The following is a 25,791-nucleotide window of genomic DNA, read 5'->3' on the forward strand; positions in this document are numbered from 1 at the left end:
CCCATAACCTTCGGGAAATGCTTAATTTTGCAAATGCGGCAGCTTCTATAATTACCACAAGAAAAGGAGCATTGTGTGTAATGCCAACAAAGGAAGAAATAGAAGAATTATTACACAGCAGATAAAAAGGAAAGTACCGGATGTTGTACTTGCAAACTAAAAAACAGTGGAAATAATAACCAATGCATGATATTCTATAACCAGATTTAATCGGGAGGTAGAATATGGCAAAGGGGTCTAATCAGAAGCTTAAACTAATGTATTTGTTTAAGATTCTAATGGAAAATACAGATGAAACTCATTCTATAAGTATGTCGGATATTCTTTTAAAATTAAAGGATTATGGCATTACGGCAGAAAGAAAAAGCATTTATAATGATTTAGAGAGTCTTAGACAATACGGAGTGGACATTGTTGGAGTACAAAGGGACAGAACCTATTATTATAATGTGGCAAACCGTCAGTTTGAATTGGCGGAGTTGAAACTATTAGTGGATTCTGTTCAGTCGGCAAAGTTTCTTACAACAAAGAAGTCCAATGAACTCATTAAGAAAATAGAAGGTCTTGCCAGTAAATATGAGGCATCTAAGCTTCAACGTCAGGTGTATGTGACAAAGCGGGTTAAGACTATGAATGAGAGTATTTATTATAACGTTGACAATATACATACGGCGATTGCAGGAAACAGGCAGATTAGATTTCAGTATTTTCAGTGGAATATTAAAAAGAAAATGGAATTAAGGCATAATGGCGAGTATTACAGGGTAAGCCCTTGGGCATTATCCTGGGATGATGAAAACTATTACCTTGTGGCATATGATGATACTGAAAAAATAATTAAGCATTTCAGAGTGGATAAAATGTTGCATATAGAAATTACTGAGGATAAACGTGAAGGAAAAGAGTGCTTCAGTGAATTCGATATGGCTGTGTATGCCAGAAAAGTTTTTGGAATGTACAGTGGTAAGGAAGAACGGGTAAAAATCCACTGCGAAAATGCATTAGCAGGTGTAATAATCGACAGATTTGGCAAAGACATAATTATAGTGCCTGATGGAGATGAACATTTTAATGTAAATGTTAATGTGGTAGTAAGTAAACAGTTTATTCATTGGATAATGGCATTAGGAGATGGGGCAACCATTGTTTCACCACAGTATGTGGTGGATGATGTTAAAGAGGAAATAAAAAGACTTTGTGAACAATATAATGTGTAAATAATTTAATGACAGGAAATAATCCTTCTAAAGCGTGTAGATTAAATCTAGGTGCTTTAGGGGGATTTTTTGTGTGAATATAATAGCAGGGATGGCTATGGCAGATTAAAAATATTTATATGGAAATTATTGTTAAAAATATTTGACAAACAAAAATGCATTTATTAGAATAAAAAAGATTTTACAAAACAGGAAAAAATTAAACTGAATAATTAGTGTAAAATAGGAAATACATGACGAGAATGGTGCAGGAGGTAAAGATGTATATAAAAAAATTATGTTATTGGCGGTGTTAAGCTGCTTTTTGTTAACGTCTTGTTCAAAAGAGAGTAGCGTAAGCGTGGTTTATAATACAACAATGGCTAACCAAATGGTTTTTTGTAGTAGCAATGAAATAAGGATATGTATTGATTTTATATATAGTGGTGAAACACCCGCAATAAAGGTAAATGGATTGAGTGGAGATGGATTAGACGAAGTAAACTATGATGGGAAAATAAGTGTAGAAGATTTTGCTAAAACTTTTGCATACAGAGATTATTCCCTTTGCTCGTACATAGTTACAGTGGATATTGGTAAAAAGAAAAAAGATGATATTATTAATGTTGATGGTGTTATGTTATGCATCAATGGTAAAGATGAGGAGATAAAATTTAAAGAACCTCTCAGTTATACTTTTATAGACGATGAAGATAATAATACTAAAGATTTGCAATCTGACAAAAATCCAACAGCTTTTTGTGGAACTGACACGGTTTTGTCATACGGATATAAGGCAACTACTGATATTACAATTAAATCCCTGAGTACTAATGGAATGATTAATATAGATAAAACAAAAGTGTATGTTAATGACAATCAGATTGGAAATTTATCTGATTTACCAATCAGGATTCATAAAGGAGATAAAATTGAATTTGAGGTGACTCCTCAAATTGAAGGGGATGAATCTAATTGGACAAATGTATATACGAATATGATTGTAAATTATAACATAGACAAAGAAGAGTATATGAATATTTCAGAGTTATCAATGTTGCCAATAGATGATGAAAAGGATGTTAAGGAAGTTATAGACTTTATGGTTAAATAGGAGAAGTCTATTAGGTGATTATTAAGGTGATTATTAATGGCGATTAACTGAAAACATATTGACAGCAAAAAAATAAAATGATACAATATAAATGTGATTACAATATGATGAACGGGGTAAATTTATATGAGAAAAACGGTAAAATTATTTTGGGTAGTGAATTGCTTGATGTTGGTTAGTTTGCATACGGTAGGTGCAGCGACGATAGATAAGAATTATAGTAAGTCAAGTGCTGCATATTATGCTAAGATGTGGGCAAAAGGTTATAATACAGCCGGGTATTATAAATCAAATTTAGATTGTACGAATTTTGCGTCTCAATGTATTGAACAAGGTGGTAAAAGAAGGTCGAGTAAGTTACCATCATATGAAGATGTGAGATATTGGAGACCACATTCAGCAACGTGGGAAAATGCTACATATTTTAAAAAATATTGGTCTAAACGCGTTGTATGTGCAGGAAAAGAGATATCTAGTTTAAATGATAAACAGAAAAATGCATATGCATCACTTATTTATAAAATGATTGAACCCGGCGATGTGGTGCAGTATGGTTATTCTTCTGATGAAATTAAGCACTCCCAGGTTAGTTATGATAAAGGTAAGAGTTCAAAAGGGTTTGATACACTGTTAATGGCTCAACATACTAGTAATATGTTAGGAATTATGTTACATGATTATATAAGTACAACAAATTATTCGTATGTTGTGTATTATAATATGGGAAAGAAGAAATAATTGAAAAGTGGTAGGAGGTATATTATGAAAAAAGTAGTAGTTAGTATGGTAGGCGTATGTTTGGTATCTTCGTTATTGTTTTTTACTTACAATAATGCAGAAGGAAACATAAGAAAAGGCTATAAAAAGCCCATAACAGTAAAGGAACAAAAACAGGAGATTGAATCACTGAAGAATAAGGCACAAGACATATTGGACCAAAAGGGACTTAGTGATGAAGACGCGAAAGAATATAATAAAACTATAGAGGAATTAGGAAATAAGCAAATTGAATATGGTCTATTTGATTATAAGGAAGAGTTGAATGCAAGAATTTCAACAATAGAAGTTGCAATATCTGATATGGAAAGAGAGATGTCGGAAGGTTCAATGCCAAAGGATAAGATTCCGGATGCAGAGTATAGAATTAAAAAATTAACACCTGTATTAGATAAGTATAAGGGAATATTAAAGGAGGCAGAGAACAGGAAAGATTACAATTATGAAGAACTTAGTAATCAGTTTAATGATGAAATTGAGAAAGTATATAGTGAAATAAATTAGTTTTTTTGAAAATACACAAATTATAGTAATAATATATATTTTAATAGAAAAAAATCTGTCTAAGGCATATAGATAAAATCTATGTGCTTTAGATGGATTTTTTTTGTGTAATCAAAGTTTTTGATGATACAGATTAAGGGTTGTTCCGGTTTGATAAGCAAAATATCAGATAACTCCATCCTCAAAAAGTCCGCCTTAAAAAACATAAATTACCGGATTATTATACAAAAATCCTTGAAAATGTATGATATTAAACAACATTTTTTCCCTTTGTAAATCATCATTTTAAAGTATTGACGATGATGGTTTGTGCGGATATACTAGCAACTAATTTGTGACAAGGAGAAGAAAATGTTTGGAAAAATAATTGGAACCGGGTCTTATGTACCAAAGGAAATAGTAACTAATAAGGATTTGGCACAATATCTTGACACTGATGATACATGGATAAGGGAAAGAACAGGTGTGAAATCAAGACATATATCAGGTGATAAAGAAACCACAGCCGATATGGCAGTTAAGGCTGCAGAAAAAGCATTGGAAAACAGTGGACTTTTACCTGATGAAATTGATTTGATTATTGTATCCTCTGTTTCTTCAAATCTTGTTTTGCCTTCAACGGCATGTTTTGTTCAAAAAGCGATAAATGCAAAAAATGCATTTTGCTTTGACATAAATGTTGCATGTACGGGATTTATAACGGCATATAATATTTCCCAGACATTTATAAATACAGGATTAATAAACACCGCTTTGATAATCGGGGCGGAGAGCTTGTCAAAAATTACAGACTGGAGTGACAGGAAAACATGCATATTATTTGGTGATGGAGCAGGAGCTGTAGTGATAAAAAAGGATGAAAATGCCATGTTTGAAACAGTAATGTTTTCTAATGGAAAAAATGGAGATGCCCTTACAATGGAAAATCCCTTTGCATTAAGGAAAACTAATTTGGGAAAAAATCATCAAGGGCAATTTGATATATCCTTTCAGGATGTTCACAAAACATACATAAACATGGATGGCGGTGAAATATTTAAGTTCGCCGTAAAAAAAGTTCCGGAATGTATAGAGGCGCTTCTTGAAAAAATCCATATGGATAAAGATGAAATTGATAAGTATCTTTTGCATCAGGCAAATAGCAGAATAATAGAAGGCATAGCAAAAAGGTCAAAAATTCCGTTGAAAAAAATTCCTTTAAATATTGAGGATTACGGCAATGTTTCCTCGGCCTGTATACCAATGCTTCTAGATAAGTTAAATGGTTTAGATGAAATAAAGGCAGGAGACAAAATTATAATGGCAGGATTTGGCGCCGGCTTATCTTATGGGGCAACTTATTTAGAATTTTAAAAGAGGCAATTACCGGTAAATCCGGATTGTAAATAAATTTTTTGTTAGGAGAAAAGAAATGTTTGAAAGAATCAGAGAAATAATTGTTGAGCAGTTAGGAGTGGATGAGGAAGCAGTAACCCCTAATGCATCATTTGAAAAGGATTTAAATGCAGATTCCCTTGATTTATTTGAAATGGTTATGGCACTTGAGGATGAATTTGACATAAAGATCCCTGTAGAAAATCTGGAAAAAATTAAGACAGTAGAAGATATTGTAAATTACATTAATGAAAACAAGTAAGGAAGAGTGGAAAATGACTACTGAAATTACAAAATTACTTGGAATTAAATATCCTATTATTCAGGGTGGAATGGCATGGGTGGCAGATTTTAATTTAGCTGCCGCCGTTTCAAATGCCGGAGGGCTTGGAATTATAGGTTCCGGCGGTGCACCGGCTGTTTGGGTCAGAGAGCAAATAAGAGAAGTTAAAAAAAGAACAGATAAGCCCTTTGGTGTAAATATTATGTTAATGAACCCTGAGGCAGATGAAATAGCAAAAGTAATTATTGAGGAAAAGGTGCCTGTAGTTACTACCGGTGCAGGAAATCCGGCTAAGTACATGGAACAGTGGAAAAGCAGTGGAATTAAGGTAATTCCTGTAGTTGCCAGCGTGGCAATGGCTAAAATGATGGAAAGATGTGGTGCTGATGCAGTTGTAGCCGAAGGCTGTGAAGCAGGAGGACACATAGGGGAAATAACAACCATGTGTCTTGTACCACAGGTGGCAGATGCTGTCAACATACCTGTAATAGCAGCAGGAGGCATAGCAGATGAAAGAGGATTTATGGCAGCCATAATCCTTGGAGCTAAAGGCGTTCAAATGGGAACGGTTTTTGTGGCATCCATTGAAGCCAATGTTCATGAAAATTATAAGAACAAAATAATTAGGGCAAAAGATATTGATTCAAAGGTAACAGGAAGAACTACGGGACATCCTGTAAGGGTCTTAAGAAATCAAATGTCAAATGAATACATAAAAAAAGAGGCAGAAGGTGCAGAATTTAATGAACTGGAAATGCTAACCCTTGGGGGCCTTAGAAGGGCTGTGGTAGAAGGAGATGCAGTAAAGGGAAGCTTAATGGCAGGTCAGATAGCAGGTCTTGTTAAAGAGAAAAAAAGCTGTGAAGATATCATAAAGGACACTGTGGAAAAGGGCTGTAAATTGCTAGAAATGTTAGGAGAAAATTATGAGTAAAATGGCGTTTGTTTACCCGGGACAGGGAGTGCAGAACCCCGGCATGGGAGCTGATTTTTATAAGGAAAGCAAAGAAGCTGAACAAATATACAATGAGGCAGAAAGTATTCTTGATTTTGACATAAAAAAGGTATGCTTTGAGGAAAATGATTTAATAAACAATACAGAATATACTCAGGCAGCATTAGTTACAACCTATCTGGCAATAACAGGAGAAGTTATTAAAAGGGAAATTTTCCCGGATGTTACTGCAGGGTTAAGTCTTGGAGAGTATGGGGCTATATGTGTAGCAGGGGGAATGAATGAGAAAGAGGCAATAAGTCTGGTAAGGAAAAGAGGCATATATGTGAATAATGCCGTGCCGGAGGGCTTTGGAGGCATGACAGCAGTTCTTGGACTTGATAAAGAAGATATTGATAATGTCTTAAGAGAAAAAGATGGCGTATCAGTGGCTAATTATAACTGCCCGGGACAAATTGTAATAACAGGAAGTGTGGAAGCCATAGAAAGTTCTGTTCCGGATTTAAAAAAATTAGGAGCAAGATGCGTAAAGTTAAAGGTAAGAGGGCCATTTCACTCTCCATATTTGAAAGAAGCAGGAGAAAAATTAGGCAGGGACTTGGAAAAGGTAACTTTTAACAAACTTAGCATTCCATATGTTTCCAATGTAACCGGAGAATATGTGGACGATATAAAATACACTAAGGAATTATTAAAACAGCAGGTATATTCCCCGGTCAAGTGGGAACAAAGTGTAAGATGTATGATTGAAAATGGTGTGGATACTTTTGTGGAAATTGGTCCCGGAAGGACAATTGGAGGTTTTATTAGAAAGATAGATAAAACAGTCAGACACATTAATATTTCCACAGTTGAAGATTTAAAAAAATTAGATGATTTAAGATAGGAATATCAAAAGGAAAAGAAGAAATGGATAATAAAAAAATAGCTGTTGTAACCGGTGGATCAAGAGGAATAGGAAAAGAAATAGCTGTGAAACTGGCAGAAGAAGCTTATGTAATTGTAAATTACAATGGCTCAGAGGAAAAGGCCGCACAGGTGGTAAGGGAGATAAAGGACAAAGGTGGAAATGCTGAGGCTGTAAAATGCAATGTGGCATCCTTTAAGGAATGTGAGAAATTTATTGGAGATATCGTAGAAAGGTTTGGGAAAATAGATATTCTTGTAAATAATGCCGGAATAAATAAAGATGGCCTCATACTTTCCATGAGTGAAGAGGATTTTGACAGTGTAATTAATACTAATCTTAAAGGAACTTTCAACTGTATTAAATTTGTGTCTAAATCAATGATTAAAAACAGATATGGAAAAATTATAAATATATCTTCCATATCAGGAGTGGCAGGAAATCCGGGACAGGCTAATTATGCAGCTTCAAAGGCGGGAATTATAGGACTTACCAAATCAGTTGCAAAGGAACTTGCCAAAAGAAACATAAATGTTAATGCCATTGCACCGGGATTTATTATGACAGAAATGACAGATGTATTAAGAGATAAGGTAAAGGAAAATATTTTATCCCAAATTCCCCTTAAAAGATTTGGAACGCCACAGGATGTGGCAGAATTGGCAGCTTTTTTAGCATCAGATAAAAGTAGTTATATAACAGGTCAGGTTATAAATCTTGACGGTGGAATGATTATGTAATATGGGAGGCAGAAATGAGAAGAGTTGTTGTAACAGGATTAGGGGCAATTACCCCCATAGGAAATACAGTAGAGGAATTTTGGGAGAATATTAAAGAAGGCATAATTGGAATTGACAATATTACTAAATTTGATACATCCCGATATGAGGTTAAATTAGCAGGGGAAGTTAAGAATTTTGTGGCAAAAGAGCATATGGACTTTAAAAAGGCAAAAAGAATGTCTGCCTTTTCTCAATATGCTGTTTGTGCAGCAAATCAGGCTGTAAATCAGGCACAATTAAATATGTCGGAAGAAGACCCTTATAGAGTAGGGGTAAGTATCGGTTCCGGAATCGGAGGACTAGGTGATATGGAAGAAGAAGCCCAAAAACTTATGACTAAGGGAAATGACAGGGTAAAACCTATGCTTGTGCCAATGATGATATCTAACATGGCAGCAGGAAATGTTGCAATTGATTTAGGAGCAAAGGGAAAGTGTATTAATGTTGTAACGGCTTGTGCCACAGGAACCCACTCGATTGGGGAGGCATACCGAAGCATTCAATGTGGTGAGACAGATGTAATGATAGCCGGTGGTACTGAAAGTTCCATTACACCTCTTGGATTGGCAGGTTTTAATAAACTTACGGCTCTTACCAAAGAAACAGACAAAACAAAGGCATCCATTCCCTTTGATAAAAACAGAAGTGGTTTTGTTATGGGAGAGGGAGCAGGAGTGGTGGTTGTAGAGGAATTACAACATGCAAAAGAAAGAGGAGCCAAAATCCTTTGTGAAATAGTGGGATATGGCGCAACCTGTGATGCATATCATGTTACATCTCCGGCAGAAGATGGAAGTGGCGCTGCAATGGCAATGATTTTTGCAATGAAAGAGGCAGGAGTAAAGCCTGAAGAGATTGATTATATAAATGCACATGGAACAAGCACTCATCATAACGATTTATTTGAAACAAGGGCAATTAAATTAGCATTAAAGGATGCTGCATATAATGTGAAAATCAATTCTACCAAGTCTATGATAGGTCATTTGCTGGGGGCAGCAGGAGGTGTTGAATTTATTACCTGCGTTAAAAGCATAGAGGATAATTACATTCATCAGACAGTGGGACTTAAAAATCCTGATGAAGAGTGTGATTTGAATTATATGGCAGGAAAGGGTGAGTACACAGAGGTAAATGTGGCAATGACTAACTCCCTTGGCTTTGGAGGACACAATGCCAGTTTAATTATTAAAAAATTTATTGAGGATTAGAAAATGGGAATAGATGATATTAAAAATCTTATAAGAGAAGTGTCGCAGGCAGACATTGATACATTTGAATATGAGGAAAATAATACAAGAGTTTACATATCAAAAAACTCCGGTGGAAATAATGTTTCAGAAAATATTTCTACTGAAAAGAATATTACAAAAACTGACATAGCAGATATTAACATGGATAATAAAGAAGAAAATATAAATGAAAAAGAGATAATTTCCCCACTGGTAGGAACTGTATATTTAGCACCGGGGGAAAATGAGGAACCCTTTGTAAGTGTGGGGGACAAGATAGAAAAAGGACAGATAGTGGCTATAGTTGAGGCAATGAAATTAATGAATGAAATTGAGGCTGATTGTAGCGGAACACTTAAGAAAATCTGTGTAAAAAACGGTGAGGCAGTGGAGTACGCCCAGTCATTGTTTATTATAGAGGAGTGAAAATATGTTAGGAATAAAGGAAATTGAAGAAATAATCCCCCATAGGCACCCTTTCTTACTGATAGATTATATTGAGGACTTTAAGCCGGGAGAATTTGCAGTAGGATATAAGTGTGTGACCTTTAGAGAAGATTTCTTTAAGGGACATTTCCCTAATCAGCCGGTTATGCCGGGAGTTCTTATAGTTGAAGCATTAGCCCAGGTAGGGGCAGTGGCAATTTTAAGTAAAAAGGAATTTAAGGGGAAAACGGCGTTTTTTGGTGGGATAAATAAATTCCGATTTAAGAAAATGGTAAAACCGGGAGATAAGCTTAGATTAGAAACTAAAATAATATCTTCTAAGGGTCCCATAGGAATTGGAAGTGCCGTGGCAACAGTTGACGGAGAAATAGTGGCAAAAGGAGAACTAACCTTTATGGTTGGGTAGATTTTAGAGGTGATTTAAATTGATTAAAAAAATGCTGATTGCTAATAGGGGAGAAATAGCAGTAAGAATCATAAGAGTCTGTCGTGAAATGGAAATAGAAACGGTGGCTGTTTACTCAGTTGCAGATAAAGAAGCACTACATACACAGTTGGCAGATGAAGCAGTGTGTATTGGAGGAGCATCCTCTGAAGACAGTTATCTTAATATGGAAAGTATTATTAGTGCTGCGGTTACTCATGGGGCAGATGCCATACATCCGGGATTTGGATTTTTATCTGAAAATCCCCAGTTCGCAAAGTTATGTAAACAATGCAATATAACATATATTGGCCCTGATTACACTGTAATTGAAAAAATGGGAAATAAGGTTGCTGCAAGGCAAACTATGATTAATGCTAAAATTCCTGTAGTACCGGGGACTAATAATGAGATAAAGGATTTAAATCATGCATTACAGGAAGCAGAAAAAACAGGTTATCCTGTAATAGTAAAAGCGGCATCAGGAGGGGGAGGAAAAGGCATAAGAGTTGCTTATAATAAGGATGAATTAAAATCGGGATTCTTGGCTGCCTGTAAGGAAAGCATGGCATCCTTTGGGGATGATACCATGTATATGGAAAAGTTTATAGAAAATCCAAGACATATAGAGTTTCAGATTCTTGCAGATAATTATGGCAATGTCATTCATTTAGGGGAAAGAGACTGTTCCATCCAACGTCACCACCAAAAGATAATTGAGGAAGCACCATCTGTTGTTTTAAGTGAAGATCAAAGAAAAGAAATGGGGAAAATGGCAGTAAGGGCAGCTAAGGCAGCGGGATATAAAAATGCCGGAACAGTAGAATTTTTGTTGGATAAAACCGGAAAATATTATTTTATGGAAATGAATACAAGGATTCAGGTAGAACATCCAATAACTGAAAGCATTACCGGAATTGATATAGTAAAGGAACAAATATTGATTGCCCAGGGAGAGAAACTTAAGTTAAAACAAAATGATATAAAATTAACGGGACATGCCATAGAATGCAGAATAAATGCAGAAATTCCTGAAAAGAATTTTATGCCAAGTCCCGGCATCATAGTTGCTCTTCATTTTCCGGGAGGAAACGGAATAAGAACAGATTCAGCAGCATTTTCAGGATATACAGTTCCGCCATACTATGACTCAATGTTGGCAAAACTTATTGTGCATGGAAAAGACAGGAATGAGGCAATAAAGAAAATGAAAAGTGCATTAGGGGAAGTGGTAATTGAGGGGGTTCACACTAATATTGACTATGCATATGACATTATTAATAACAAAGATTATATTTCAGGAAATTTTGATATAAATTTTCTTGAACATTTTAATTGGAATAAAGGTTGATGAAGGGGGCAAAGAAATTTGCCCTGATATTATATAGGTAGAAATAGGAAACAAAAATGATAATAAAAAATCTTATAAAAAAATCGGACATAAAAATAAGAGAAAGTAAGGCGGATGTGCCAAAGGGATTATATGTAAAATGTAAAAGCTGTAAATCACCGGTATTGGCTGATGATGTAAAAAGAAATAGTTATGTATGCCCTAAGTGTGGTGGATATTTCAGATTAAATGCAAGAAACCGATTGAAAATTATAGCCGATAAAAAGTCTTTTGAAGAATGGTTTTGCAATAGTGATTTTGTAAATCCTTTAAAAGATGCAGCCTATATGAAAAAATGGACTGACACAAGGGAAAAAACTAAAACTGACGAGGCTGTTATAACAGGGAAAATTTCGGTAAAGGGGAGTCCGGCAGCCATAGCAATTATGGACGGACGTTTTATGATGGCAAGTATGGGAAGCATAGTAGGGGAAAAAATTACGAAAACAATAGAAAAAGCCCAAAGGGAAAATCTTCCCCTAATAATAGTTGCCTGTTCAGGTGGTGCCAGAATGCAGGAGGGAATAGTTTCTCTTATGCAAATGGCAAAGACCTCGGCAGCATTAAAAAAATATAGAAACAGTGGAAATCTGTATATTTCTTTACTGACAGATCCTACAACAGGAGGTGTTACTGCAAGCTTTGCCATGCTGGGAGATATTATTTTAGCAGAACCTAACGCTCTTATTGGATTTGCAGGCCAAAGAGTAATAGAGCAGACTATCGGTCAGAAACTTCCAAAAGGTTTTCAAAGCTCAGAGTTTTTATTAGAACATGGATTTATTGACGCAATTGTTGAGAGAGATAAGTTAAAAAATACCCTTTCTTATATTATAAAGATGCATTATGAAAGTGACAAAAATGCAAATTATGTAAGCCAAACAAAAACAGATAATGCAGTCAGGGACAAGCTTACTCCATGGGAAAGAGTTGTTAAGGCAAGGGATAAGATGAGACCTACAGGTTTAGATTATATAAATGGGTTAATTGATGATTTTATGGAATTTCACGGTGACAGATATTTTGGAGATGACAGGGCAATTGTAGGTGGAATAGGATATTTTCATGGAAAGCCGGTAACAGTAATTGCCAATACAAAGGGGCATAATACAAAGGATAGCTTAAAGCATAACTTTGGAATGGCAAATCCGGAAGGATATAGAAAATCCATACGACTTATGAAACAGGCAGAAAAATTTAAAAGACCAATAATTTGCTTTGTGGACACGGCAGGGGCTTTTTGTGGTGTGGAAGCGGAAATGCGGGGGCAGGGCGAGGCAATAGCTAATAATCTTTTTGAAATGTCAGACTTAAAGGTGCCTGTTTTGTCCATTGTAATTGGAGAAGGGGGAAGTGGAGGTGCATTGGCGCTGGCTGTGGCAGATGAGGTGTGGATGCTGAAAAATTCGGTATATTCTATTTTATCCCCTGAGGGATACGCAAGTATATTGTTTAGGGGAACGAAGAAGCCGGAAGAAGTTGCAGGACTAATGAAACTTACGTCTTTTGATTTATTACAATTAAATATAATAGAAAAAATAATTGACGAACCGGAGCACTATTCTGTTGAAAATATGGAAGAAACCATAAAAAATATAGATGAAGAAATACAGGGATTCTTTAGCAGATATGAGTCATTAAATGCCTTAGAACTTGTGGAAAAAAGATATGACAGATTTAGAAGAATGTAGGAGTAACAATGAAAGTAAAAACATTAAAAATAGGAGATTTAACAGCAAGGATTCCATTAATACAGGGAGGAATGGGGGTGGGAATATCTCTTTCGTCTCTGGCAGGAACAGTGGCAAAATGCGGTGGAATAGGTGTTATTTCCACAGCACAGATAGGATACAGAGAACCGGATTTTTATAGTAATACTTTGCAGGCAAATTTAAGGGCAATAAACAGCGAAATGAAAAAAGCAAGAGAAATAGCTCATGGTGGAATAATAGGATTTAATATAATGGTGGCACTTAACCATTATAAGGAGCAGGTCATGGAAGCGGTAAAGGCGGGAGCCGATGTCATTATTTCGGGAGCCGGACTGCCGGTTAAATTACCGGAATATATAGGGGAAAGTAATGTGAAAATTGCCCCGATTGTGTCGGGAGAAAAGGCAGTAAAAGTTATTTTAAAATATTGGCACAAATATTATGGAAGAACGGCTGACTTTATTGTCATAGAAGGACCAAAGGCGGGAGGACATCTGGGATTTTCAAAAGATGAAATTATAAAATACAATAGCAACTTAAATTTTGACGATGAAGTTAAAAAAATTAAAAGAGTAGTCATGGAATATGAAAATTTATATGGAGAACATATACCATTAATTTTAGCTGGGGGGATTGAGAGCAAAGATGATGTACAACATGCTTTTGATTTAGAAATGGACGGAATACAAGTAGCTTCAAAATTTGTTACTACGGTAGAATGCGATGGGGATATACGTTATAAAAACGCATATGTCAGTTCAAATAAGGAAGATATTACTATAGTCAAAAGTCCTGTGGGAATGCCGGGAAGGGCGATAATGAATTCATTTATGGAGAAAGTTATAAAGGGTGAAAAATTTCCACCATCAAAATGTCTTAGATGCTTGAAAAATTGTAATCCTAAAGAAATTGATTATTGTATTACTGAGAGACTTATCGCAGCAGCAAAGGGTGATATTGAAAATGCACTTTTATTTTGTGGGGCGAAAGCATACATTCAGAAGGATATTAGCACTGTAAAAAATGTAATTGATGAGTTGTTTTAAGATGGTAAAGTTGACAAAGGGGGAAAAATTTTTTATAACATAGGTTGTTGTGAGGTAATTTATGGAAGAAAAAAAAGACAGACGAATTATAAGAACTAAAAAGTTAATTGTAGATGCTCTTATTTCTATTCTGAAAGAAAAAAGTGTTGAAAATATAACGGTCAGTGAATTGGCAAAAAAGGCGGATATTACAAGAGCAACATTTTATCAATATTATAAAAGTCCTGTGGAAATGTTAGAAACTCTTCAAAATGAAATCACCTATGATGTGGAAGAAATTGTTTTAGAAACAGAAGGAGGAGATGCCTACGGTTTTTTCAACAGACTGTTTAATTATTTTTATAATAACCCACAAAAGGGCAAATTGCTAAGTTTTCCCATAAACAACATTAGTGGTCAGGAAAAAATAGGAAATAACCTACATGAAAAATATATGCTGAGATGGAAAGACGAATTTCAGGATAAATCGTTAAAACAATTTGAATATTACAGGTACTATATTATTTTTGGTTGTATATCAGTTTTGGAAAATTGGGTACAAAAGGGTATGCAGGAAACTCCTGAAGAAATGGCGGAGACCGCAGTAAGCTTTTTACCCAAGGAAAAGATTTATTTGAAAAAATAGAATTTATATTATGTAATTGTAAATAATGCACAAAAAAAGTGATAAAATATAAAAAATATTAGCTATAAGTAAAAAATGAACCCGTTTTTGTAAATATTATACCTTGATAAAAACAATTCAATTAGAGAAACTGAATGTAAGATGTAAAGAATTGTTTCTTTACATGATCGTTATAATTTATCCGAAATTATAGGAGGGATTATACAATAATTTATAAAGGAGAAGTTTTATGAAAAAGCAACTATTTTCAAAAATGGGAAAGTATGTTTTGTCGGCAATCATGTTTGTTTTTATGATTGGGCAGGTTGTGGGATTTTCTGCCAATGTAAAAGCAGATGACAGTGTTGGTTTGGAAATTAACGGCTACCAGATTAACACATCCATGGAGGCGTTTAGAACATTGTATTCTGTTTCTGACCCTTCAGACAAAGTGGAAGAGGTAGGTCTTGTGTACGGACTTACAAAATATGTGAGTGAAAGTGATATGGTGGTAGGAAGCACAAATAACACAGTATACTCGTATTCAGCTACAGCAGAAGGAAAGAATAACATATGCTATAGTGAAATGAAAAGTGCACAAACATATGTAATGACAATGGAATTTGTTAAGAATGTTGATTTCTTTAAAAATCAGATTAGCGTAAGACCATATGCAAAGTTAAAAGATGGAACTTATGCATATGGAGAGATTGTATCAAAATCCGTTTATCAGATAGCTGATGTTTTATATCAGAATCAGTTAATGGGAAATGCAGCAAAGCATGACTATCTGTATAACAATATTTTGTCATTTGTAGATTCTTCATATGTTAAGAAGGATTTCAAAGGTTCTTCAACTATAGTTAAACCAGGTACAGCAGAGGAAACTACAGTTAAGGCTACTGAAGCAACGACAACTAAGCCGGCTACAGGTGATTATACAACTGATAAGTCAATAGCAATGCCATTTGGATTAGTGGCAAGTTCACCTTCTAACGGAACCATAAATATAGTTTGGGGACGTGGTGACATAGATTTATATAATGTATATATTAATGGAGTATTAGTTTCAAAAGAAGTATCGTGTGCATCATATGATTATCAGGGATACGCGCAGGGTACATATACAGTGGCAGTAGCCACAGTAGTAGGAAGCAGTGAATCTGAAAGAGTGACAGCAACTGTTACAGTTGGTGGTAGTTCAGAACCTGTTACGGTAGCACCAACCCAGGCTCCGACAGTAGCACCGACTCAGGCGCCTACTCAGCAGGAAACATCTTCAATAGGTTTTACAACAGATGATTCAATAGCAATGCCATTTGGAATGGTAGTAAGTTCTCCATACGATGGTGCTGTTAATGTGGTTTGGGGACAGGGAACCGTAAACTGCTACAATGTTTATGTTGATGGTGAACGCAGGCGTACAGGTGTTAAGGCACAGTCAATAACAATGCCGGTTTATTTTGAAGGAACCCATACGGTAGCAATTACTACAGTAGTAGGAACAAGAGAATCTAAGAGACTTGAAATGACAATTGCAGTTAAGGGAATTGGTGAAAAGGAGACCGAGCCGGAAACATGTCCACCGGAATTAAAACCACAGCTTAGAAGTGATTTATCACTTAGGGATGATAAAATTTTAATGCAGCTTAACAATAAGACTAATGGCAAGTATTCAAACAGACAGATATATTGGTGTTTATTAGGATATAATGCTGCACATCAGCTTTGCTATATGGATAAAAACGGAAATCTTATCCCTGCTAATATGGGAATGAACAACGTTAAGGTAGGGGACAGAATGGTTGCAGATGTATGCTATACATTAGAAGAAGCAGACCATGTATATGTACCATCTATTAAGTCAGGAAGAATGTATTTAAGCTATGAAAAGCCTATTTACATCACTTTCAATCAGGCTTCTGATGGAACTATTGGTTTTGCAGGTCCGGATTTAAATAATGCATCAGATCCTAATGCTAATACATTATTTGAATTTGCTGAATTTACAATTGATGGTAAGTATTATTGGGGTAATACAACAAGAGTTGATTATTTCAGCTTCCCAATGATTACAAGACTTATTGGTCATACACAGTATGAAACATATGATAAGGTAGTTGGTGATATTGGTACAAGAGATGGAATATTTGCTAAGTTCTTACAGAATGCACCGGAAGCATATAAGTATTGTGTAAATGACAAACGTATTATGGCACCATGTAAGGCAGCATTAAATTCAGGTCAGGCATATGCTAATTACTTCGACGGATATATTAATGAATTCTGGGCTAAGTACACAAATGAAGATTTAGTATTTAGTAGCGAGGCAGGTTCCTTTAGAGGACGTGTTGTAGGAAATCAGATTCAGTTTAGAAGAGATGGTGACAGCACTGTTTATGTGGTAGATAAGCCATCAACTCAGGATGTGTTAGAAGGAAAAGGTGCATTTGCCAGGGGTAATTCAGTAGAATTAGCCATTGAAGCACAGCTTTGTGCAGCCTTTAACAGAGGTGTGGCAACAGAGCCTTCTAATTGGTATAAGCCAAATAAATATTACAAGAATTCAATAAATAACTATTATGCAGGATTCTTCCATGAAAATTCAGTAGTAGGATTGGCATATGGTTTCTGTTACGACGATGTAAATGATCAAAGTACATTACTTCAGTATGACAGCGCAGATGCCCTTGTTATTGATTTGAAGTGGTAATTTATAAAAATAAAATACTTAAATGATCCAAATATGGAGACTGTTAAAACCGTAATAAACGGTGGAAACAGTCTCTTTTTTGTGAGACGAAAGCTTATTAAGATGAATGCAGTCAAGCTTTGAAAAGGTGGTTAAATTCATTATTTTCGATTATTGCAGGATTATTGCAGGCTAAAATAGTTTCTGTTGACAATTGATGACACATAGGAGTAAAATCCTATTAGTCAAATAGGATAGGGAGAACTGAAATGAGAGAACATATTTCAAGGAAAGATGCATTGGAGTTGTTGAAAAAATACAATAAGGAACCATTTCACATTTAGTATGCACTTACAGTTGAGGGTATAATGAAGTGGTATGCCACGGATATGAACTTACCGTGCGTTCATATGAGCAGGATATAATTAAGGCCATGGAGGAATAAATGTTAAACCAGTTTTCAAGGACAGAATTATTATTAGGAAAAGAGAAAATGGAGTACCTTAAGAATGCCAGAGTAGCAGTGTTTGGAATAGGTGGTGTAGGTGGATATACAGTTGAGGCATTAGCCAGAAGCGGAGTGGGAACACTTGATTTAATTGATGATGATAAGGTGTGTCTTACTAATATCAACAGACAGATAATTGCTACAAGAAGCACTGTAGGTAAGTATAAGGTAGATGTTGCAAGGGATAGAATATTGGACATAAATCCTGATGCAAAGGTAAATATATATAAGACATTTTATATGCCGGATACAGCGGAACAATTTGATTTTTCATCTTATGATTATGTGGTGGACGCCATAGATACGGTAACAGGAAAAATACAGCTTGTAATGCAGGCAAATACCTGCAATGTGCCTATAATAAGCTCCATGGGTGCAGGAAACAAAATGGACCCTACAGCCTTTGAGGTGGCAGATATTTACAAAACATCAGTATGCCCTTTAGCTAAGGTAATGAGAAGAGAATTAAAAAAACGTGGCATTAAAAAGTTAAAAGTGGTGTATTCAAAGGAAAAAGCCATGACACCTATAGAGGATATGGCAATAAGCTGTAAAAGCAATTGCATATGTCCTCCGGAAACTGCCAGAAAGTGCACCCAGAGAAGACAGGTGCCGGGAAGTAATGCTTTTGTTCCATCTGTAGTGGGGCTAATAATAGCAGGCGAAGTCATAAAAGATTTGACAGGAATGTAAGTAATAAATAGCAATAGGACAGTAAAAAGTTATTTCGACCTAAGGGTTGGGATAACTTTTTCTTTTAATAAATTAGTTGACAAAAATATGAATCAGTAATAAAATATTTATAACCTATTAAACATATAGGAATTGTATAAAAAGAGGAACTAAATTATGAAGCTATCAAAAAAAAGCAGATATGGTATTACTGCATTAATAGACCTGTCAATTAATTCAAAAAGTGGTCATGTGTCTTTAAGCAGTATTGCTGAGCGTAATGATATATCACCACAGTATTTAGAGCAGGTATTTGCCGGACTTAGAAGATACGGAATAGTAAAAAGCATTAAGGGGGCTCAGGGAGGTTATCTGTTAAACAAGCCTGCCGAAAAAATAGCAGTGGGAGAAATTATTGAGGCATTAGATGGAACATATAGAATTGAGGATGATGTTACAGGAAATGAAGAAGAGGAAAGGGTTGCTGACAGAATAATTAAGGAGTCAGTTATTGACATAATCAATGATCAGCTAGACAATGTACTTCTTAATATTACGTTGGCTGATTTAGAAAAGGATTATTTAGAATATAATGCTACTGATGACCAGATGTATTATATTTAATTTCAAAAAATATAAATTTTCTATTGACACCGTAGGAAATAGATGATAAGATACCACACATGAAACAAAACCTATTAAATATATAGGAATTACGATAAATATAAGGAGGAAAAAAGATGCATACAATAGTAAGACTTGTAAAAGATACATACATGTGCTGTATGATGTGCTGCTTTCGCAGATATTACGTCATGCCTTGTTTGTGTGCGTCGGATTTTTAGACCTTAAGCAAATAAATATATGAGTAATATCTGGGAAGCATTCGGTGAGTGCTTCCCATTTTTCATGTTTAAGGAGTTTAAAAATGCCGGAATAACAATTGGGGAAAGTTACATGGAAAGCAATTAGTACACAGGTACTATTTTACATAGATTAATTTTAAGAAAGAAAGAGGTATTCATTATGAAAAAAGTAACATATTTATTATTAGCATTAGTATTAGCAATTGGAACATTAACAGCCTGCGGTTCATCTGATAAGGAGTCAGGAACAAAGGAAGCAGCGGGCAAAACCATAAAAGTGGCAGCATCAGCTACACCTCATGCAATTATTTTAGAAGAAGCAAAAACATTGCTTAAGAAGCAGGGCTGGGATTTGGAAATTAAGGTATTTGATGATTATGTTCAGCCAAACAATGTTGTTGAAAGTGGTGAATTTGATGCAAACTATTTCCAGCACATACCTTACTTAGAAAACTTTAACAAAGAAAAAGGAACACATCTTGTTAATGCCGGAGGAATCCACTACGAACCATTTGGAATTTATCCGGGAACAGAAAAGAAGCTTGACGAATTAAAGGAAGGGGACACAATAGCAGTTCCAAATGATACAACAAATGAGGCAAGAGCATTATTGCTATTACAGGATAATGGAATTATTAAGTTAAAAGATGGTGCCGGATTAGAGGCAACAGTTAAGGATATTGCAGAAAATCCCAAGAACATTAAAATTCAGGAATTAGAGGCTGCTCAGGTATCAAGAGTAAAAGACGAAGTGGCATTTGTAGTATTAAATGGAAATTATGCCCTTGAAGCAGGATATTCAGTTGAAAAAGATTCAATTGCATATGAAAAGTCTGATTCAGAAGCTGCAAAAACATATGTAAATGTAATTGCGGTAAAGGAAGGCAATGAAAATAATGAAGGAATTAAGGCACTTATTTCAGTTCTTAAATCAGATGAAATAAAGAAGTTTATTAATGAAAAATTTAACGGAGCCGTTGTTCCTTTTGAATAAAAAATACAATATTAACCAAGGGAGCCGAGGCTCCCTTTAGGTGCTTAAATTAGGAGAAAATTATGACACCAATAATAAAGGTAGAAAATTTAAACAAGACATTTAATGCAAAAAGCGGAAATGTTGAGGCTGTAAAAAATGTAAGCTTTGAAGTGGGAAAGGGAGATATCTTTGGAATAATCGGATTATCCGGAGCAGGAAAAAGTACATTAGTAAGATGCCTGAATCTCCTTGAAAGACCAACTTCCGGAAGAGTTCTCGTAGATGGAAAAGATTTGACAAAGCTTCCTAACAAGGAGTTGAGAAAGGCAAGACAAAATATCGGCATGATTTTTCAGCATTTTAATTTACTTATGCAGAGAAATGTTTTAGACAATGTCTGTTTTCCAATGGAAATAGCCGGAGTTAAGAAAAGTGAGGCAAGGAAAAGGGCGTACGAACTGCTGAAAACAGTGGGATTGGAGGATAAGGCAAAGGCATATCCTGCACAGTTGTCAGGTGGACAGCAGCAGAGAGTTGCCATAGCAAGAGTGCTTTCTAACAACCCGGAAATACTTCTTTGCGACGAGGCAACAAGTGCCTTAGACCCTCAGACTACAAAATCTATTTTGGATTTATTAAAGAAAATCAACAGGGAAAGAAACATTACCATAGTTATAATTACTCATTCCATGAGTGTGGTAAAGGATATTTGCAACAACGTTGCAGTAATGGAAAATGGAGAAGCAGTGGAAATTGAAACTGTAAAGGAATTATTTGAAAATCCTAAAAACAATATAGCAAAAAAACTTGTGTTAATTGGTGGAGGTGTTAATTTAAGTCAGAAGGAGTTGGATGAATATGTGGGATAACACAACAATAACAATGCTTTTAGAAGGCGTGAGAGATACTTTATATATGACACTGGCATCCACTTTTTTCGGATATGTATTAGGACTTCCTTTAGGTGTCATATTAGCAGTTACTGACAAAGACGGCATAAAGCCAAATGCTTTTATATATAAGATATTAGATATAATTGTGAATATATTAAGAAGTATTCCGTTTCTTATTTTATTAATTTTAGTTATTCCTATAACAAGAGCCATTGTGGGAAAAACATATGGCTCCACAGCTACTGTTGTACCTTTGGTAATAGCAGCAGCACCTTTTATTGCCAGAATGGTGGAATCTTCTCTCAAGGAAGTAAACGGTGGAGTGATTGAAGCAGCCCAGAGTATGGGTGCCGGAACTTTCACTATAATATGGAAAGTTCTTTTGGCAGAGGCGAGAACATCCCTTTTGGTGGGAGTTACCATAGCCCTTGGCACAATTCTGGGATATTCCGCAATGGCAGGTGTAGTAGGAGGCGGTGGCTTAGGTGACATTGCCATAAGATACGGATACTACAGATACCAGACAGACATAATGCTTGTAACAATTGTTATACTTGTATTGCTGGTACAAATAATGCAGTGGGTAGGAATGCTTTTGTCTAAGAAGTTAGACAGGAGAAAAGCATAGGAAGAGTTTATGATGTAATATATGGGGACACTTTTTATGATGTAAATTATGTGGAAACATTTGTTGTAGTGATTTATTTTATATGGAAATATTTGTTGTAATAATTTATGTGGAAATATTATGGTTGGATGGTAATAAATGTTCGGCAAAATACCCGGAAAATGGATTTATAATTCATATCCGGGTATTTTTGACTTTTCAACAAAGAAATATTAAACTTCATACAAATCTAAAGAAGCTCCAGAGAACGCGGGTACATTGAAATTGAAGATAGATCAAATAATTCATGTAAAAAAAGCAGATTCACAGGCTTGAGAGAAGCTCCAGAGAACGTAGGTACATTGAAATTGAAAATATATCAAATAATTCATGTAAAAAAAGCAGATTCACAGGCTTGAGAGAAGCTCCAGAGAACGTAGGTATATTAAAATTAAAAATATAACAAAAAAATCATGTAAAATAAGTAAATTCACGGATTAGGAAGCACAATTTCCCACCCGAAGGCACCATTCTATTTGGAATTCCCCTGCACAATTAATCATTCACATACAGATTATCGCTGCATCAATAATATTCCGTAATAATCTTTCTGCACAATCCATCCTCCCCCCCCTACCCTCCATCTATGATATAATCTCCATATAAATTTCAAAAATCTATATAACATTTTCAAAAATTCGCAGATTACTAATACAGAAGCTAAGATGCTTTGGAGGATAAGATGGTAGCGCTATATTTATCACTAATAGACAAACAGGAAGAAAAAAACAGATTTGAAGAACTGTATTACAGATACAGGAACTTAATGTATTACATAGCTTATCAGGTATTGCATCAGGATAGAGATTCAGAAGATGCAGTTCAGGAGGCTTTCTTTAGAATAGCCAAAAATATGGACAAGGTTAAAGATATTGCTTCTACGGAAACAAAAAATTTTGTAGCAATTATAACAAAACGTGAAGCCATGAAAATATACGATAAAAAGAAAAAAAGAGATGAAGATTTTGATGTGGATTTAACAAACATAAAAAAGCACAACAGCGAAAATCTTGTTAATGAAGTAAAAAATGCCATAGAGCAGCTTCCATATAAATTTTCATCTCTGCTTACCTTAAAATATGTGTTGGGGTATTCAGGAAAAGAAATTGCTGAAATAACCGGATTAACTGAAACTAATGTAAGACAGCAGTTAATGTGCGGAAGAAAGAAGCTTTCTGAAATTTTAGAGGAGGATTTATAGTGGTGTCTAATGGAAATAGTACAAAAAAATTAAATCAGGATGCTTTAAAAGAAGCATTATTTATGTACAATGAAACATTTATGCAGAAAATGCCGGACATAGTGGAAGCACACAATTTTTCAGGAAGATTTGAGAGAAAAATGTCTCATCTCATTAAAGCGGAAAAGAAATTTAATGGAAAACGGTGGGCAGAGGTATGTGTAAGATACGCAACTTCCATAGCAGCAGTTATTCTATGCTTTATTGTAGTAAATGTTTTTGCCATTAATGCCTTTAACGTTAATTTGTGGAACAAAATTGTGGATAATACCACAGACATGATAAATATAAGTTTTGAAAATAAAAGTGAAAATCAAACCCGACCATCAGATAATTCAAACACTGCATCTGACGGAATTAAATATCAAATAAAAAATGCTCCAAAGGGCTATGCACTAAGGGATAATTATAATTCGGAAGAATTATTTGTTCAAAGTTTTACATCAGATAATGGAACCATAACTTACACCGAAAGTCCGATAAGCACCGGCGCTAATTTAAAAATTGCAAAGGGTGGAACAAAGGAAAAGGTAGTAGGAGCAAAAGAAGTAACATTTATATATGAAGAAAATAGAATTACTGCATACTTTACAGACAACGCTTACTATCATATAGTAAACATACAGGGCAGTGATGCAAATGAGGAAACTGCAATTAATATAATAGAAAATCTGGAGGACCGGTAAATGGGAAAAAATGCAGGAATAACAAATAAATTGTTTTTAGCAATGGCAGTAATTGTAGTTACTTCTATATTATTAGTCACCCCGGCATATGCAGGAGAAAATAAGGCTAAAGTGTATGTGCAGCTGAAAAATATAAAAATAGATGAAAAAATAAAAGAGCCGGTTTATGCCATAAGAAATGCTTCAAACCAATCCATTGTTGTAAAAAAGGTTGACATTCAGAAAAAAGACAACAATAAGTGGAAAGAACTTGCGGCAAAAGATTCCACTAAAACCCATAGAAATATTAAAGTGAAACCGGGAAAAAGAGAATTTGACAGCATTTTGATTAACGACGTTTATAATATTGAAGGGAATTATTTAGATAGCGGCGAATATAGAATAGAAATTACGTGTTTACATAGGAAGAAAGAGCTTAAAAAATATATAAAGTTTAAAATAGAAAATAAGCGACAGGAAATGATAGATGCCAATGTATCAAATACCGTAAGTATAAATGGAAAAAATAGCATCAGCAACATTTTACTAAATACCGATTTTAGTATTAGCAAAAGGGGAAATGTAACAGCTGTTGTTTTTTCGGAAAATGACTATGCAACTACTAAAAAGACCAAAATAAGAATTGTCATACTAAGAAAAAGTCATGGAAAATGGAAAAAATACAGAAAATATTGTGAAGTTAAAAAAAGTAATATTGCTTATGCAAATAAGAAATTCAAACTAAAAAAATCCGGATTATACAGAATGCGTGTAGATATAGTTACATATGATGGAAATGGAAATCATTTCAAAAGTATTTACAGGTCTGGGGCTAAAAGGTATAAAAAAGAAAACAGATAATGAAAAATAGTATTATATACACTCCTGAAAAATATTTTGGTTTACTAAAAAAGCAGACTGAAATGTTTTTTGGGAGTTTTTCTGTGAAGTCACAGGAAAAAGTATAAAGGAGGAAAATGGAGTCCGTGCTTGCACGTATGTATAGGTTATGATAAAATACATAATAATTATGGGGTTCTATGCCCACTATCTTTTTTAGATGATTAGGAGATTTATATGCTTAATAATGAAAAGATTATACTAATGACAAAACTGTCATTATATGAGCAGAAAAATCAAAAAAAAGAAATCAGCACAGGCAAGTATTTCAAAAGTGATTATATGCTTTTAAAAATGTTAAGTTCTTTTATTTGCGCTACAGTAGGATATCTGCTTTGTCTGATTTTGTGGTTTATGTATAAATCTGACAGGGTTTTTGCCAGTATGACTACAACAGGAAGTTTTACGGTATTTGTGGTGGTTATTGTTTTGCTTTATATAATTACCGTAGTTGTATATATGATTTTTAGTTATGCATTTTTTTCACATAAATTCAGAAAAATCAGAAAGAACCTTAAAGAATATAATGGTGATTTGAAGACCTTACATAGAATACAGGAATTAGAATATGATGCCATTATAGATGAATTGGAAGAAGAAGGAGATGAGGAAGAATAATGACAGGTTTAATTGAATTAAAGGAAAAATTAAAGAACTTTTATGCAGAACATGAAGTTGTTATGAGACCAATTGTAAAATTCCTGGCAGTTCTTGTTTCATTGATGGTTATAAAAAGCAACATAGGTTATATGAATATTATTAACATGTGGCCGGTTATAATTATAATATCCGTAGTTTCAGCATTTTTAACATGGGGTATGCTGGTGCTGGTACTGGCAGCAGATATTGCGGTAAATATATTTTCCATGTCTTTGGAATTGGGAGCCTTGGTGTTTATTGTAATGCTTATAATGTTCCTGTTCTTTTTCAGATTTACCCCAAAACAGGGAGCATTACTGGTGTTA

26 protein-coding genes and 1 pseudogene are annotated in these 25,791 nt (G+C 34.7%); all 27 read left to right on the forward strand.

Translation table 11 applies throughout. From position 1 onward, the window contains the following. Window positions 1-224 precede the first annotated feature (224 nt). The 27 genes and pseudogenes from Q5O73_RS00415 (at window position 225) to Q5O73_RS00545 (ending at window position 25,444) form a co-directional block, all read left to right on the forward strand. Window positions 225-1,217 carry a YafY family protein gene (locus Q5O73_RS00415; protein ID WP_021953675.1) on the forward strand — a complete coding sequence of 331 codons (993 nt, stop codon included), beginning with the start codon at window positions 225-227 and terminating at the stop codon, window positions 1,215-1,217. A 277-nt stretch (window positions 1,218-1,494) separates the two neighbouring features. Further along, window positions 1,495-2,310, forward strand: a complete 816-nt coding sequence (locus Q5O73_RS00420) for a hypothetical protein (RefSeq protein WP_186839785.1) — start codon at window positions 1,495-1,497, stop codon at window positions 2,308-2,310. A 168-nt stretch (window positions 2,311-2,478) separates the two neighbouring features. After that, window positions 2,479-3,048 (forward strand): amidase domain-containing protein, encoded by a 570-nt coding sequence (locus tag Q5O73_RS00425; protein WP_302668790.1) that lies wholly within the window; start codon window positions 2,479-2,481, stop codon window positions 3,046-3,048. A 24-nt stretch (window positions 3,049-3,072) separates the two neighbouring features. Beyond that, window positions 3,073-3,591: a hypothetical protein gene (locus tag Q5O73_RS00430; RefSeq protein ID WP_021953678.1), complete on the forward strand. Its 519-nt coding sequence runs from the start codon at window positions 3,073-3,075 to the stop codon at window positions 3,589-3,591. 351 nt (window positions 3,592-3,942) lie between these two features. Next, complete coding sequence (locus Q5O73_RS00435) at window positions 3,943-4,944, forward strand: 3-oxoacyl-ACP synthase III family protein (RefSeq protein ID WP_302668791.1); 1,002 nt, start codon at window positions 3,943-3,945, stop codon at window positions 4,942-4,944. Between the two features lie 58 nt (window positions 4,945-5,002). Continuing rightward, a complete protein-coding gene (gene acpP / locus Q5O73_RS00440) occupies window positions 5,003-5,227 on the forward strand; it encodes an acyl carrier protein (RefSeq protein WP_021953680.1) in 225 nt (74 codons plus the stop codon). A gap of 13 nt (window positions 5,228-5,240) precedes the next feature. Next, entirely contained in the window at window positions 5,241-6,182 is a 942-nt protein-coding gene (gene fabK, locus Q5O73_RS00445) for an enoyl-[acyl-carrier-protein] reductase FabK (RefSeq protein ID WP_243053042.1), read from the forward strand. After that, the gene (fabD, locus tag Q5O73_RS00450; protein WP_302668792.1) at window positions 6,175-7,089 is read left to right on the forward strand and encodes an ACP S-malonyltransferase; all 915 of its coding nucleotides are present in this window, start codon (window positions 6,175-6,177) and stop codon (window positions 7,087-7,089) included. Before fabK ends, fabD begins: the two co-directional genes overlap by 8 nt. A 23-nt stretch (window positions 7,090-7,112) precedes the next feature. Then, entirely contained in the window at window positions 7,113-7,850 is a 738-nt protein-coding gene (gene fabG, locus Q5O73_RS00455) for a 3-oxoacyl-[acyl-carrier-protein] reductase (RefSeq protein WP_118589149.1), read from the forward strand. Between the two features lie 14 nt (window positions 7,851-7,864). Then, entirely contained in the window at window positions 7,865-9,103 is a 1,239-nt protein-coding gene (gene fabF / locus Q5O73_RS00460; protein WP_021953684.1) for a beta-ketoacyl-ACP synthase II, read from the forward strand. A 3-nt stretch (window positions 9,104-9,106) separates the two neighbouring features. Beyond that, window positions 9,107-9,550, forward strand: a complete 444-nt coding sequence (gene accB / locus Q5O73_RS00465) for an acetyl-CoA carboxylase biotin carboxyl carrier protein (RefSeq protein ID WP_118589147.1) — start codon at window positions 9,107-9,109, stop codon at window positions 9,548-9,550. A gap of 4 nt (window positions 9,551-9,554) precedes the next feature. Beyond that, entirely contained in the window at window positions 9,555-9,977 is a 423-nt protein-coding gene (gene fabZ / locus Q5O73_RS00470) for a 3-hydroxyacyl-ACP dehydratase FabZ (protein ID WP_021953686.1), read from the forward strand. 19 nt (window positions 9,978-9,996) lie between these two features. Continuing rightward, the gene (locus Q5O73_RS00475; protein ID WP_302668793.1) at window positions 9,997-11,346 is read left to right on the forward strand and encodes an acetyl-CoA carboxylase biotin carboxylase subunit; all 1,350 of its coding nucleotides are present in this window, start codon (window positions 9,997-9,999) and stop codon (window positions 11,344-11,346) included. Window positions 11,347-11,402: 56 nt separating this feature from the next. Further along, window positions 11,403-13,076 carry an acetyl-CoA carboxylase carboxyltransferase subunit alpha gene (locus tag Q5O73_RS00480; protein WP_302668794.1) on the forward strand — a complete coding sequence of 558 codons (1,674 nt, stop codon included), beginning with the start codon at window positions 11,403-11,405 and terminating at the stop codon, window positions 13,074-13,076. A gap of 8 nt (window positions 13,077-13,084) precedes the next feature. Further along, window positions 13,085-14,143, forward strand: a complete 1,059-nt coding sequence (locus tag Q5O73_RS00485; protein ID WP_186839781.1) for a nitronate monooxygenase family protein — start codon at window positions 13,085-13,087, stop codon at window positions 14,141-14,143. Window positions 14,144-14,204: 61 nt separating this feature from the next. Continuing rightward, window positions 14,205-14,768 carry a TetR/AcrR family transcriptional regulator gene (locus Q5O73_RS00490; RefSeq protein WP_118589144.1) on the forward strand — a complete coding sequence of 188 codons (564 nt, stop codon included), beginning with the start codon at window positions 14,205-14,207 and terminating at the stop codon, window positions 14,766-14,768. Window positions 14,769-14,997: 229 nt separating this feature from the next. Then, complete coding sequence (locus Q5O73_RS00495) at window positions 14,998-17,460, forward strand: glycoside hydrolase family 64 protein (protein WP_302668795.1); 2,463 nt, start codon at window positions 14,998-15,000, stop codon at window positions 17,458-17,460. Between the two features lie 248 nt (window positions 17,461-17,708). Beyond that, window positions 17,709-17,780, forward strand: a pseudogene (locus Q5O73_RS00500) (hydrolase); the annotation flags it as partial. Window positions 17,781-17,884: 104 nt separating this feature from the next. Next, window positions 17,885-18,640: a ThiF family adenylyltransferase gene (locus tag Q5O73_RS00505; protein WP_021953692.1), complete on the forward strand. Its 756-nt coding sequence runs from the start codon at window positions 17,885-17,887 to the stop codon at window positions 18,638-18,640. Between the two features lie 156 nt (window positions 18,641-18,796). Then, entirely contained in the window at window positions 18,797-19,243 is a 447-nt protein-coding gene (locus tag Q5O73_RS00510; RefSeq protein ID WP_021953693.1) for an Rrf2 family transcriptional regulator, read from the forward strand. A gap of 402 nt (window positions 19,244-19,645) precedes the next feature. Beyond that, entirely contained in the window at window positions 19,646-20,479 is an 834-nt protein-coding gene (locus tag Q5O73_RS00515) for a MetQ/NlpA family ABC transporter substrate-binding protein (protein WP_021953694.1), read from the forward strand. Between the two features lie 62 nt (window positions 20,480-20,541). Continuing rightward, on the forward strand, window positions 20,542-21,330 hold the full coding sequence (locus Q5O73_RS00520; RefSeq protein ID WP_368076724.1) for a methionine ABC transporter ATP-binding protein: 789 nt from the start codon (window positions 20,542-20,544) through the stop codon (window positions 21,328-21,330). Further along, window positions 21,320-21,982 carry a methionine ABC transporter permease gene (locus Q5O73_RS00525; protein ID WP_302668796.1) on the forward strand — a complete coding sequence of 221 codons (663 nt, stop codon included), beginning with the start codon at window positions 21,320-21,322 and terminating at the stop codon, window positions 21,980-21,982. Before Q5O73_RS00520 ends, Q5O73_RS00525 begins: the two co-directional genes overlap by 11 nt. Before the next feature lie 721 nt (window positions 21,983-22,703). Next, window positions 22,704-23,222: an RNA polymerase sigma factor gene (locus Q5O73_RS00530; RefSeq protein ID WP_021953697.1), complete on the forward strand. Its 519-nt coding sequence runs from the start codon at window positions 22,704-22,706 to the stop codon at window positions 23,220-23,222. A gap of 2 nt (window positions 23,223-23,224) precedes the next feature. Then, window positions 23,225-23,947: a hypothetical protein gene (locus Q5O73_RS00535; protein ID WP_021953698.1), complete on the forward strand. Its 723-nt coding sequence runs from the start codon at window positions 23,225-23,227 to the stop codon at window positions 23,945-23,947. Then, window positions 23,948-24,787: a hypothetical protein gene (locus Q5O73_RS00540; RefSeq protein ID WP_302668797.1), complete on the forward strand. Its 840-nt coding sequence runs from the start codon at window positions 23,948-23,950 to the stop codon at window positions 24,785-24,787. 216 nt (window positions 24,788-25,003) lie between these two features. After that, window positions 25,004-25,444: a hypothetical protein gene (locus Q5O73_RS00545; protein ID WP_021953701.1), complete on the forward strand. Its 441-nt coding sequence runs from the start codon at window positions 25,004-25,006 to the stop codon at window positions 25,442-25,444. Window positions 25,445-25,791 lie beyond the last annotated feature (347 nt).

The organism is Eubacterium sp. AF15-50 (assembly GCF_934835595.1).
Classification (GTDB): Bacteria; Bacillota; Clostridia; order Lachnospirales; family Lachnospiraceae; genus Eubacterium_G; species Eubacterium_G segne.